Raw genomic sequence first — 12,063 nt, 5'->3', positions numbered from 1 at the left:
GGGCGCTCAGCTCGGATCAGAGGGCGAACAGGTCGTCGAGCCCGCCCGACGAGGCCGGTTCGTCGGCGTCGTCGTCGGGCACGAAGGCTCCGTACCCGTCGGACTCGAGCACATCGGCGAGTTCGGGCCCGCCGGAGGTGACGATCCGACCCTTCACGAGGATGTGGACGTGGTCGGGCTTGAGCTCGGTCAGCAGGCGGCTGTAGTGCGTGATGGCGAGCACCCCGAGATCACCTTCGTTGCTGAGGTCTTCGACCCGCCGCGAACAGTCGCGGAGCGCGTCGATGTCGAGGCCGGAGTCGAGTTCGTCGAGGATCGCGATCTTCGGCTGGAGCACCGCGAGCTGCAGGGTCTCGTTGCGCTTCTTCTCGCCGCCGGACAGGTCGACGTTGAGCGGCCGATGGAGGAACCGTTCTTCGAAGTTGATGCGTGCGGCCTCGGTCCGCAGCACGTCGCCGAGGCCGGAGATGTCGCGACCACGGCTGGTCAGCGCCTCGCCGAGCACGTCGTCGAGCAGGACGCCGGGCACTTCGGTCGGGTACTGCATCACCAGGTGCAGACCGGCGACGGCGCGCTTCCATGCCGGCAGCGCCAGCACGTCGACGTCGTCGAGCGTGACCGATCCCTCGGTGACCTCGTAGCCGGGCCTGCCCATGATGACCGCGGACAGCGTGCTCTTGCCGGCGCCGTTCGGCCCCATGACGGCGTGGACCTCGCCCGACGAGATCGTCAGGTCGATGCCCCTCAGGATCTCCTTGCCGCCGACCGTGGCGTGCAGGTTCTCGATCTTCAGGGTGCTCATGACTCCACCTCCAGAGCGACCGACACGACGATGCTGCCGTCGACGACCGATGCATCGAACACCGGCACGGGCTGCGTGGCCGGGAGCGTCTGCGGTTCACCGGTGACGAGGCTGAAGGCGCTGCTGTGCTTGGGACACTCGAGCTCCTTCTCGTCGCACCACACCTCACCCTCGGACAACGACACGTTGGCATGGCTGCACACGTCGCCGATCGCGTACACGTCGTCGTCGATGCGGACGACCGCGACGGCGATGCCGCCGACGTCGAACTTGCGAGCGGTGCCCGGCTCGAGCTCGTCGAGTGCACAGACCGTGGTGGTTGCGGTGCTCATGAGGTGGCCTCCTCGTCGGTGGCGCCGATGTTCAGCTTGGCGGCGACGCGGGCCCGGAGCTCGGCGGCGAGGTCGTGGGCCGGGAGCTGCGACAGGACCTCGTCGAAGAATCCGAGCACGACGAGACGCTCGGCGATCTCGGGCTGGACGCCGCGGCTCTCGAGGTAGAAGCGCTGGTCTTCGTCGATGGGGCCGACGGTGGATGCGTGCGAGCACTTGACGTCGTTGGTGCGGATGTCGAGGTTCGGCACGCTCTCGGCCCAGGCGCCCTCGGAGAGCGTCAGGTTGCGGTTGGTCTGGTACGCCGCCGTGCCGTTGGCGTGCTCACGGATCTTGATCAGACCGGTGTAGACGCTGGCGGCATGATCTTGCACGGCACCCTTGAAGAGGAGGTCGCTGTTGGTGTTGGGCGCGTCGTGATCTTGAGTGGTGCGGAAGTCGTGCATCTGCGTGCCGCCGGCGAAATAGAGGGCGACCTGACGGGTGGATGCGCCGCGACCCGAGACCCGGGCGTTGGTGCTGACGCGGGCGTAGTCGCCACCGAGTGCGACGGTCGCGAGCAGCGTCTGCGAATCGCGCTGCCCCACCGCCTGCTGGTTCCCGATCGACCACGCCTGCTCGCTGAGTTCGTTGACGGCGAGGTAGTTGACGCGGGCCGCCTGGCCCACGGCCATCTGCAGCACCGGAAGGACCAGTGCGGCGCCGTCGGCTGCCGACACGAACCGTTCGACGATCGTGACCTCGCAGTTGTCGCCGGCTTCGACGACGAGGCGTGGCGACACGAGCGACCCGTCGGCGGGCACCGTATGGGTGATGACGATCGACCCGTCGACCGTGGTGTTGGCCGGCACGACGACGTGCACCTGGCTCGCCGCCCGCAGATTGATCGCGGCGAACACGTCGGGCGTGTCATCGGGGAACAGGTCGAGGCCGTCACCACCGACCTGCACGAACTCGGTCGGACCGGTGACGTCCGGCGTGGTGTCGACGCGTCGGAACGCCGACAGGTCGAGGTCGCCGATGCGGCTGTAACGCCAGATCTCCTCATCGGCAGTCGGCAGTTCGATCGCGTCGAGGTGGTCGAGGTCCAGCACAGTCATCGGAGGGGAATTCTACTACGGCGGTAGTGGAAATCCGACCGGGTCAGCGATCGCGGCGACGCTTGAGGAACCGCCGGAGGCCACGCGACCGGCGCTCTTCTTCGAGCTGCTGCTCGTTGACCTCGGCCATGATGCGGGCACCGGCCTCGTTGAGGATGTCCTCGGCCTCGTCGAGCAGGGAGGCGGCGGTGCCGTCGTCGACCGACGAGGGTTCGGGCGGCGTCGGGGGCACGACCAGCGAGCCGTGGGTCCATGCCTGGTCGGCGAGCCGACGCTGGTACCCCACGCACTCCTCGGGGCACCGCCACGGGGCGTCGGGGGCGAGGTCGAGGTTGCACTTCCGAACCGTGTCGCCGTTCGGGTATGTGCGGCTCTCGAAGTTCTTGCACTCCGTCCGCATGGGCATGGTGTCGATCCTACCGAGCGATCGTGGCCAGCATCAGGACGCGACCCGTCAGTCGACCGCGTCGGGATACAGGCCACCGATGTCGGGGTAGCCGACGGTGGCGGGCAACGGGTCGGGATCGGGACACGGATCGGGAATCGGATCGCCCGGCCGAAACGGCTGCGCACACGGCCGGTCGTCGAACGCCCGGACGTGCCGGGAGAGCCAATCGGCGACGCCCCACGACCCGAACGTCGTCTCGTGCACACCGTCGCTGCGGAACCAGCCGGAGGTGTCCGCCGTGTAGAGGTCGAAGTACCATCGGCGCACCTCGGGATAGGCGCCCGACGCGAGCTTCTCGCCGATGATCCGGTTCATCTCGCCGTAGTTCGACCGGGTGCCCCCGCTGCTCGGCAGCGTGTAGCCGACGCTCGACCGATAGTCGACCCAGGCGATGTGATGGAAGCCGCGTTGCCGGGCCGCTGCGATGACGGCGTCGAAGTCGGCGGCGAATCGTTCGTGCCAGTCGTTGTAGCCGGTCATCACCACGAGGATGTCGTCGATGCCGGCCGGTGCGAGGGTCTCGATCTCTGCGACGACCGTGCGTGGTGCGTAGCCCTCACGGCCTCGACACGACCACTGCACGAGGCGTCGGCACGACTCGAGGCGCGCATCGGCCCGGAAACCCTGGAGACCGCCCAGGGCACCGTTCCACCGCATGCCCGCACTGGCCGAGTCGCCGATGATCGTGACCTTCCGGTCGGGTGGTGGCTGGTTCTCCGGCACCGCTGCCGAGGCGGCCTCGGGTTCGCCCGTGAACCATCCGGTGACGTCGACGACGAGTTCGGTCGAGTCGAGCGCGTAGACCGTGATGCCGCGCTCGGACGCGCCGATCAACGCGAGGTTGGCGACCGTGCGCCCGGGCCGGTCGTAGTTGAGCGTCGACGTGGCGGGCCGATCGGTTCCGGCGGGATACGCCGCCACGAAGCCGGCATCTTCGGTCTCGGTCACCGTGATGTTCGCCGCGACCGCCCTGATCGGACCGCCCGCCACGTCGTCGAGCGAGAACTCGCGGGCTCCACCCGCCCACAGCCGGGGTCCGCCCGACGTGCCGTACGGCTCGCGGGTGTCGACCAGACGCGTCGGCTGTTCGGAGACGAACAGACCGGCCGACGACGACTGCTCGGACGGGCCGGTGTAGTAGCCCACGACGTCGACGATCACGTGATTGCCACGCAGCGTGTACACGTCGAGGTCACCGTTGCGGACAGGGACGACCGCCGCCGCCGCCCTCGTCTGACCGGGAGCGTCGACGTTGAGTGACGAGGCGAGCGGCAGGTCGCCTCCCGCCGCGAACGCCGTGAACACGTCGGGCCCCCTGGCCGCGGTCGTGGTGATGTTGACCGCGACGGCGACCGCGTCGTCGGGCACGTCGGTGCGAACCCGCACGGTGGACCCTGCTGCGGGACGACGCGTCTCGCGCGTGTCGACGACCCGAGTGGGCTCGAGGGGCACGAACCGACCGGCGCGGGCCCGACCCGACTCGGCCGGAACGAACGCGCCGCTCACGTCGACGACCACATCGCTCGCGGCCAGGGAGTAGATCGAGATGCGTCCCGAACCGAGCTGCAACAACTGCAGGTTCGCGACGACCTCGCCCGGCTGGTAGTTGACGCTCGACGCGGTCGGACGCTCGGTCCCCGTCGGGTAGCCGACCACGAACCCGGGCGCATCAGGCTGGACCACGGTGATCGTCACCGCGACGGCGGTTGCGTCGTCGGGCACACCACAGCGGCCGGCGACCTGGATCCCGACGGCCTTGCCGGCTCCCAGACGTTCGCCGTCACGCGTGTCGAGGAGACGGCACGGCGTCACCGGCTCGAATGCCGACGCCGCGGTGGTCGCCGCCTCGACCCGCTGTGTGTCGGATGCGGCGGGCGCCACGATCGCAGCGCCGGCGACGAGGGCGCCCAGCGCAACCGTCGTCAGGGTTCTCGACCACTGGTGCGAACGCTTCACGGACATCTCTCCAGTATCGACCGCGCCCGCGTGATGGTTGAGGCGGGCCGAGGGGCCCGCCGAGTCGACGTCAGCCGACCGAGCCTTCCATCTGCAGCTCGATCAGGCGACTCCACTCGACGGCGTACTCCATCGGCAGCGTCTTGGTGATCGGCTCGATGAAGCCGTTGACGACCATCCCCATCGCCTGCTCCTCGGAGAGGCCGCGGCTGGTCAGGTAGAAGATCTGCTCGTCGGCGATCTTGGAGACCGTGGCCTCGTGGCCGATCTGGGCGTCGCGTTCGCCGATCTCCATGTACGGCAGCGTCTTGGAGACCGAGTCCTCGTCGAGGATGAGCGCATCGCACTCGACATGGCTCTTGGCGCCGGTGGCTCCCTCGTCGACGCGGACGAGACCGCGGTACGTGGTGATGCCGCCGTCCTTGCTGATCGACTTCGACACGATCTTGGAGGTGGTGTTCGGGGCGGCGTGCACCATCTTGGCGCCGGCATCCTGGTGCTGACCCTCGCCGGCGTAGGCGACGGAGAGCACTTCGCCGGTGGCGCCTTCGCCGACCAGGTACACGGCCGGGTACTTCATGGTGAGCTTGGAGCCGATGTTGCCGTCGATCCACTCCATGTGGCCGTGGGCCTCGACGCGTGCCCGCTTGGTCACGAGGTTGTACACGTTGGGCGACCAGTTCTGGATCGTGGTGTAGGTCACCCGGGCGTTGGGCTTGACGACGATCTCGACGACGGCCGAGTGCAGCGAGTCCTTGGTGTACACCGGCGCCGAGCAACCTTCGATGTAGTGGACCTTGGAGCCCTCGTCGGCGATGATCAGCGTCCGTTCGAACTGACCGGCGCTCTCGGAATTGATCCGGAAGTACGCCTGCAGCGGCATCTCGACCTCGACGCCCGGCGGCACGTAGATGAACGAGCCACCCGACCAGACCGAGGTGTTGAGGGCGGCGAACTTGTTGTCGCCCGGGGGGATGACCGTGCCGAAGTACTCCTTGACCAGGTGCGGGTACTCACGCAGCGCCGTGTCCATGTCGCAGAACAGGATCCCCTGGGCCTCGAGGTCTTCGCGGTTCTTGTGGTAGACGACCTCGGATTCGTACTGCGCGGTCACGCCCGCGAGGTACTGCCGCTCGGCTTCGGGGATGCCGAGCTTCTCGTAGGTGCGCATCATCTCTTCGGGCAGCTCGTCCCACTCGCTGACCTGCTCGCCCTTGGGGCGCAGGTAGTAGTAGATGTCCTGGAAGTCGATGTCGGGCATGTTGACGGCGAACCACTCGGCCATCGGCTTGCGCTCGAACAGGCGCAGGCTGCGCAGCCGCATGTCGGTCATCCAGCGCGGCTCACCCTTCCACCACGAGATCTGCTCGACGACACCGGGGTTGATGCCCTTCTCGGGCTCGAAGGCGTACTCGACGCCTTCGTCGTTCCAGCCGAGGTCGTACTTGCTGAGGTCGAGATCGAACGAGGTCATGATCAGCTCCGGTGCCGTGCAGTGTGGGCGAATCGAGGTATTTGCACTACCGCCATAGTAACAATCCCCGAGCCGATGCCCACGGCAGGACGAGGATCGTTCGCCTCGACGCCGATCGGCTGGACGCCAGGAGGGTGTACCCGAGCGGTCGGGCTTCAGGCCGCGGCTTCGTCGTCGAGGTCGTCGCGGTCGTCGCGGATCTCGATCCGGGCAGCGATCTTGCCGTCGACCGACACGTCGAGCTCGGCGTCGCGCGGTGCGTCGATCTCGATGAAGATGCACTCCCCCGGACACACCTCGGCGGCACGGATCACGTCGGGAACGTTGCGGGGCGAGACCTCGGCCAGGCTGCCGGAGCTCCCGGGATCGTTGAGCACCTGCTGGTTCTCGACCACGTAGGCGATCCCGTCCTCGAGCAGCGTGAACACGTCGTGACAGTGATCGACGCACAGGCCGTCACCGGTGCAGAGGTCCTGGTCGATCCACACGCGCATCGCACGAGCCAAGCTACCGCCTACCCTGCTCCACGTGTCAGAGCCATCTGCCAAGCGCATACCCCATGTCTGGAACCGTCCGACCGGCGAGGTACCCGATCACTTCGCCTGGCTCCGCGACCGTGACGACCCCGACACGGCGGCCTACCTCGAGGCCGAGAACGCCTACGCCGACGAGTTCTTCGCCGGCCACGACGACCTCGTGACCGAGCTGTTCGAGGAGATCAAGTCGCGCGTCCAGGAGACCGACGTGGCGGCACCGGTGCCCAAGGCCGAGTGGTTCTACTCGGCCCGCACCGAGGAGGGTCGGTCGTACCCGATCCACTGCCGCGGACGGTCGGCGGCCACCGCCACCGACGAACTGGTCCTCGACCAGAACGCCGAGGCCGAGGGGCACGAGTTCTTCGACCTCGGTGCGTTCGAGATCAGCCCCGACCACCGCCTCGTCGCCTGGTCGATGGACACCAGCGGCGACGAGCACTACACCCTCCGAATCCGCGACATCGCCCACCAGCGCGACCTCGACGACGAACTGCTCGACACGACGTGGGCCGGCGCCGCGTGGAGCCACGACGGGACGCATCTCTTCTACGTCGAGGCCGACGAGCAGGAGCGCCCGTACCGGGTGATGCGCCACCGACTGGGCACCCCGCAAGCCGACGACGTCGAGGTCTACGCCGATCACGACGAACGATTCTTCGTCGGCGTGGGCGCCACCCGCAGCGCCGAATGGATCGTGATCCATTCGGGCAGCCGGACATCGTCGGAGTGCCGGCTCGTCCCGGCCGCCGATCCGACCGCCGACGCGCAGTGCGTGCGCGAGCGCACCGACGATGTCGAGTACCAGATCGACCATTGGGGCGACCGCTTCGTGATCGTGACGAACGACGACGCGATCGACTTCCGCGTGATGGAAGCCGCCGACGACGAGCCCGGCACATGGTCGGAGCTGATCCCCCACCAGGAGGGTCGGCGGATCACGGCGGTCGAGCCCTTCGAGCGGTTCCTCGCCGTCCACGAGTGGAACCGGGCGCAGCCGATGATCCGCGTCCTCGACCGAGACGGCGGCGAGCGCATGCTCCAGATCGACCCGACGCCGCACGACGTCGGCTTCGGGCCCAACGAGCAGTGGGACACCGACGTCGTCCGACTCACCCACCAGTCCCTGACCACGCCGGCCCGCGTCATCGACGTCGACATGGCGAACGGTGACATCACCGTCGTCAAGGAGACACCGACCCCCAATGTCGACCTCGATCGGTACGTGGCGAGCAGGCACTGGGCGACCGCCGACGACGGGACCCAGGTTCCCGTCGATGTCGTCCGTCACGTCGACACCCCCGTCGACGGCACCGCACCCTGCTGCGTCTACGGCTACGGGTCGTACGAGGTGTCGATGCCGCCGTGGTTCTCGGTCGCCCGACTGTCGCTGCTCGACCGTGGCGTCGTGTGGGCCCTCGCCCACCCGCGCGGGGGCGGCGAACTCGGCCGGTCGTGGTACCTCGACGGCAAGCTCCACACCAAGCGCAACACGTTCACCGACACGCTCGCTGTGTGCGAGCACCTCACGTCGGCCGGCATCGCGAGCCCCGATCGTGTCGCGATCCGCGGCGGCAGCGCCGGCGGCCTGCTGGTCGGAGCGTGCGTCACGATCGATCCGGCGCGGTTCCGATCCGCGGTCGCCGAGGTGCCGTTCGTCGACGTCACGACCACGATGAGCGACCCGTCGCTGCCGCTCACCGTGACCGAGTGGGAGGAGTGGGGCGACCCACGCGCCGAGCCCGCCGCGTCGTACATCGCGAGCTACTCGCCGTACGACAACACGGTCGCGTGCGATTATCCGGCGCTGATGATCACCGCCGGCCTGAACGACCCGCGGGTCAGCTATCACGAGCCGGCGAAGTGGGCCGCCAAGCTGCGCGAGGTCCGCACCAACGACGCGCCGCTGATCCTCCGCACCGAGATGGGGGCAGGACACGCCGGGCCGAGCGGACGCTACGAGGCGTGGCGCGACGAAGCCCGCGTTCTTGCGTTCCTCCTCGTCACCACCTGAGCCACCCCGGCGACGGGTCCGTCCTCACGCCAACGCCAGCACGGCGAGGCCGAGCAGCGCCCCGTTGCGGATCAGGTGTGACGGGCCGATCGGCTTGGCCGACCACGCGCCGAAACAGGCGCATGCCGGCCTTCGGCCCTGCGACATCCGCAGCGCGATCAGACCGCTGAATGCTGCGAGCAACACGATCGCCGCCATCTCCGGCACCGGACTCCCGAGCTGCAGCACGAGCGCGGCACCGATGACCAGTTCGATCCACGGCAGGGTCGGGATCGCGATCGCCGGTGCGCCGAGGTCTGCGGCTTGCGCCGGCCATGACGGTCCGGCGGCGAGTTTCGATCCACCGGCCACCAGGAAGGCAACGCCGACGAGGATCGACGCAACGAACGCGACCGCGCTCACGAGCCGACGTGGAGCGTCAGCCCCTCGCTGGCCGCGACGACGTGTGTCCCGGTGCCGTCACACCGCTCACGAGCCGAAGCCAGTGCGGCGTCGATCTGGTCGTCGTCGTGGTTGGGGTCGTGGTGGAACAGTGCCAGCTGCTTGGCACCTGACTCCACCGCGAGCCAGGCGGCGTACTCGGCCGTGCAGTGACCCCAGTTGGCCTTTCGGGCGAACTCGGCACGGTTGTACTGCGCGTCGTGGATCAGCAGGTCGACACCGTCGCACAGCTCGAGCGCGTTGTCGGTGGCCTCGTACACGTCGACGCCGGGCTGCTGATGATCGCTGAGGTACGCAACCGTCGCCCCTCCGAACTCGACGCGATAACCGAGCGTGTTGCCGAGGTGCGGAATCAGCCGCGACATGATCGAGACGTCACCGACCGAGAACTCTTCGTCGCCCTTGGCGTGGAACACGACCTGGCCGGGGAACTCGTCGAGACCGATCGGGAACATCGGTGGGCCGAGCGCGTTTCGGATCACGTCCCCGATCGAGCCGCCGTCTTCCTGGACCGGCGCGTAGAAGTCGAGTCGGCTGTCGGCACGGAGCAGGGGCGGGAAGAACGGCAGGCCCTGTACGTGGTCCCAGTGCAGATGGGTGATCAGGCAACTGCCGTGGAACGGCACGTTCGGATCACATCGACGGCCGAAGTAGCGAGCACCCGTGCCCAGGTCGAACAGGATCGGGTCGTGTCCGGGCACGTCGACGGAGACGCACGATGTATTGCCGCCGTATCGAGCAATCTCGTCGCCGTGGCACGGCGTGGAACCCCGCACGCCGTGGAAGGTGATGTCGAAACCGTTTCCCCAGATGGCGACACGCTAGCCGTCACCCGAGATGCATCCGTAGACGTAGCGACTGTGTGAACGGTCACACCGTTCGGAGCCGGTCGATGGGGGTCCGGCGTCAGGGTCGACCGATGAACGCAGCAGCGGCGCCGACGCCGGACACGGCCGGGGCGTGACCCATCGCCGTCAGCGCCGACTCGATCGATCCGAGCACGCCCAGCACCATCGGCGGGTTCACGTGACCCATGTGCCCGATCCGGAACGACGAGCCGACCATCGCTCCGATGCCGACGCCGAGCGTGACGCCGAGCGACTCCTGGCAGCGACGACGGAGTTCGACCGCGTCGATGTTCCCGCAGCGGATCGTCGTGACCGCGTTGGAGCGCTCGCGTTCGTCGACGACGTGGAACCCGATCCCGCCCGGCGCCGACCACGCTGCGACCGCCGCCCGGATCGCTCCGCCCAGCACGCGGTGTCGTCGCCAGCGGGCGTCGAGCCCCTCCTCGTCGATCATGCGGAGCGCCTCGCGCAGACCGAACAGGTGGGTGACCGGTGGCGTGCCACAGAAGCGCAGGTAGTGCGGCCCGTCCTCGGTCCGCGCGGTCCAGTCCCAATAGCGCGTCCGGAGGTCGGCCTGCGGATGAGCGGCGAGCGCCCGCTCGCCCGGCCACACGATGCCGAGGCCGGGCGGGGTCATCAGGCCCTTCTGCGATGCGGAGAGTGCGAGGTCGACACCCCATTCGTCCAACTCGAACGGTTCGCAGGCCATCGATGCGATGCAGTCGACCATCAGCAACGCCGGATGAGCGGCCGCATCGAGGGCGCGGCGGAAGGCGGGAACGTCGTTGCGCACCGACGACGCGGTGTCGACATGCGCCATCAGGACGGCCTTGATGTCGTGCGCGGCGTCGTCGCGGAGGCGCTGTTCGAACGCCTCGGGGTCGTTGGCGCATCCCGGCGCCGACTCGACCAGTTCGACGTCGAGGCCGAGGAACGTCGCCATCTCGCCCCAGATCGCGGCGAAGCGTCCGCAGTCGAGCACCAGCACACGGTCGCCACGCGACAGCGTGTTGGTCAGCGCCATCTCCCAGGCACTGTGTCCGTTGCCGATGGTGACGAACGCCCGATGCGAGGTTCCGGCCAGGGCGGGCAGCGCGTCGAACACCTCGTCGGTGACCGACAGCAGTTCGCCGTCGTAGATGTCGGGCATCGAGCGATGCATCGCCGAGAGCACACGTTCGGGCACGACGGAGGGCCCGGGGATCGCGACGAGGTCCTGGTCGGCGGAGAGCGGGATCACGGCGAGAGTCTGCCAGGCAGCGGCCGGCTGTGCCGGGGCCTCACTCGAACCGCAGTTCGACCGCACCCAGTCCGTCGAACTCGGCACGCAGCTCGTCACCGGCGTCGGCCTCGAACACGTCGGTCGTCACCCCGGTGGTGACCACGTCGCCGGCCGCGAGCGCCGCGCCGTACTTCGGCAGTTCGTCGGCGAGCCAGGCCATCACGGTGAGCGGGTGCCCGAGCGCCGCAGCACCGGTGCCGGTGGTGACCGTCTCGCCGTTCCGGGCCACGACCACCTCGGCCCGGCCGAGGTCGATCTCGCGCCACGCCTCGATCGGCTCCCCGTGGATCCACCATCCGTGGATGGCGTTGTCGGCGGCGATCGGCAGCGCACCGATCGCCCACGATTCGAACCGATGGTCGACGATCTCGACAGCGGGCATCGCGGTGTCGATGAACTCGGCGATCGACTCGTGGGTGTGCCCGCGCGGCCGGTGGGGCACGTCGGCACCCAGGCGGAATGCGAACTCGGCCTCGACCACGCGGTGCACGAATCGGTCGGCCGGCAGCACCGCGCCGGACCGCGACGTGGTGTGTGGCAGCAGGCGGCCGAAGACGGGTCGGTCGATGTGCAACGCCGCCTGGGCGATCCGACTGGTGCACGCGACCTTGTACCCGATCGGCGTCTCGCCGGGGGGCAGCAGTCCGGCGACCAGTTGCGCCTGCACGGCGTAGGCGTCGCCCAGGTCGGCGGGCCGGTGCATCGGATCGAGGTCGGCGCGGATCCGCTTGTCACGCCGCATCGCCGACAACTCGTCGGCCGCAGCTCTGATCCGTTCGGGCTCCATGACGTCATGGTAAGCGTCGTGGTGAACGTCGCCGGGCGATCGGGGT

General features: G+C 68.6%; 12 protein-coding genes. 1 reads left to right on the top strand and 11 read right to left on the bottom strand.

Annotated elements, in window-relative coordinates:
- Positions 1-16: 16 nt before the first annotated feature.
- The 7 genes from sufC to R8G01_23035 form a co-directional block, all read right to left on the bottom strand.
- Entirely contained in the window at positions 17-802 is a 786-nt protein-coding gene (gene sufC / locus R8G01_23065; protein MDW3216890.1) for a Fe-S cluster assembly ATPase SufC, read from the bottom strand.
- Positions 799-1,134: a non-heme iron oxygenase ferredoxin subunit gene (locus R8G01_23060; protein ID MDW3216889.1), complete on the bottom strand. Its 336-nt coding sequence runs from the start codon at positions 1,132-1,134 to the stop codon at positions 799-801. The genes sufC and R8G01_23060 overlap by 4 nt, the downstream gene beginning before the upstream one ends.
- Positions 1,131-2,234 (bottom strand): Fe-S cluster assembly protein SufD, encoded by a 1,104-nt coding sequence (gene sufD / locus R8G01_23055; protein ID MDW3216888.1) that lies wholly within the window; start codon positions 2,232-2,234, stop codon positions 1,131-1,133. The genes R8G01_23060 and sufD overlap by 4 nt, the downstream gene beginning before the upstream one ends.
- A gap of 43 nt (positions 2,235-2,277) precedes the next feature.
- Positions 2,278-2,640, bottom strand: coding sequence for a hypothetical protein (locus R8G01_23050; protein MDW3216887.1), 363 nt, complete (start codon positions 2,638-2,640; stop codon positions 2,278-2,280).
- A gap of 48 nt (positions 2,641-2,688) precedes the next feature.
- Positions 2,689-4,644, bottom strand: a complete 1,956-nt coding sequence (locus R8G01_23045; GenBank protein MDW3216886.1) for a hypothetical protein — start codon at positions 4,642-4,644, stop codon at positions 2,689-2,691.
- 64 nt (positions 4,645-4,708) lie between these two features.
- Entirely contained in the window at positions 4,709-6,112 is a 1,404-nt protein-coding gene (sufB, locus tag R8G01_23040; GenBank protein ID MDW3216885.1) for a Fe-S cluster assembly protein SufB, read from the bottom strand.
- A 155-nt stretch (positions 6,113-6,267) separates the two neighbouring features.
- Positions 6,268-6,606 carry a ferredoxin gene (locus R8G01_23035; protein MDW3216884.1) on the bottom strand — a complete coding sequence of 113 codons (339 nt, stop codon included), beginning with the start codon at positions 6,604-6,606 and terminating at the stop codon, positions 6,268-6,270.
- Positions 6,607-6,640: 34 nt separating this feature from the next.
- Here R8G01_23035 and R8G01_23030 point away from each other — a divergent pair, with 34 nt between their 5' ends.
- The gene (locus R8G01_23030) at positions 6,641-8,659 is read left to right on the top strand and encodes a S9 family peptidase (protein ID MDW3216883.1); all 2,019 of its coding nucleotides are present in this window, start codon (positions 6,641-6,643) and stop codon (positions 8,657-8,659) included.
- A gap of 24 nt (positions 8,660-8,683) precedes the next feature.
- On the opposite strand, the gene R8G01_23025 is transcribed toward R8G01_23030, so the two are convergent.
- From R8G01_23025 to R8G01_23010, 4 genes are all read right to left on the bottom strand, one after another.
- Complete coding sequence (locus R8G01_23025; protein ID MDW3216882.1) at positions 8,684-9,061, bottom strand: hypothetical protein; 378 nt, start codon at positions 9,059-9,061, stop codon at positions 8,684-8,686.
- Positions 9,058-9,876, bottom strand: coding sequence for an MBL fold metallo-hydrolase (locus tag R8G01_23020; GenBank protein MDW3216881.1), 819 nt, complete (start codon positions 9,874-9,876; stop codon positions 9,058-9,060). Before R8G01_23020 ends, R8G01_23025 begins: the two co-directional genes overlap by 4 nt.
- Positions 9,877-10,006: 130 nt before the next feature.
- Entirely contained in the window at positions 10,007-11,188 is a 1,182-nt protein-coding gene (locus R8G01_23015; GenBank protein MDW3216880.1) for an aminotransferase class V-fold PLP-dependent enzyme, read from the bottom strand.
- A gap of 40 nt (positions 11,189-11,228) precedes the next feature.
- Positions 11,229-12,017 (bottom strand): fumarylacetoacetate hydrolase family protein, encoded by a 789-nt coding sequence (locus R8G01_23010; protein ID MDW3216879.1) that lies wholly within the window; start codon positions 12,015-12,017, stop codon positions 11,229-11,231.
- Positions 12,018-12,063: the final 46 nt, after the last annotated feature.

The sequence above is a fragment of the Ilumatobacteraceae bacterium genome, from assembly GCA_033344875.1.
In the GTDB taxonomy this organism is placed as follows: domain Bacteria; phylum Actinomycetota; class Acidimicrobiia; order Acidimicrobiales; family Ilumatobacteraceae; genus Ilumatobacter.
The sequence above is the reverse complement of the archived record's forward strand: the minus strand, read 5'-3'. Positions and strand labels throughout refer to the sequence as shown.

Coding starts and splice junctions, on each gene's coding strand:
- sufC (MDW3216890.1), bottom strand. CDS start 802: ATGAGCACCCTGAAGATCGAGAACCTGCACGCCACGGTCGGCGGCAAG.
- R8G01_23060 (MDW3216889.1), bottom strand. CDS start 1,134: ATGAGCACCGCAACCACCACGGTCTGTGCACTCGACGAGCTCGAGCCG.
- sufD (MDW3216888.1), bottom strand. CDS start 2,234: ATGACTGTGCTGGACCTCGACCACCTCGACGCGATCGAACTGCCGACT.
- R8G01_23050 (MDW3216887.1), bottom strand. CDS start 2,640: ATGCCCATGCGGACGGAGTGCAAGAACTTCGAGAGCCGCACATACCCG.
- R8G01_23045 (MDW3216886.1), bottom strand. CDS start 4,644: ATGTCCGTGAAGCGTTCGCACCAGTGGTCGAGAACCCTGACGACGGTT.
- sufB (MDW3216885.1), bottom strand. CDS start 6,112: ATGACCTCGTTCGATCTCGACCTCAGCAAGTACGACCTCGGCTGGAAC.
- R8G01_23035 (MDW3216884.1), bottom strand. CDS start 6,606: ATGCGCGTGTGGATCGACCAGGACCTCTGCACCGGTGACGGCCTGTGC.
- R8G01_23010 (MDW3216879.1), bottom strand. CDS start 12,017: ATGGAGCCCGAACGGATCAGAGCTGCGGCCGACGAGTTGTCGGCGATG.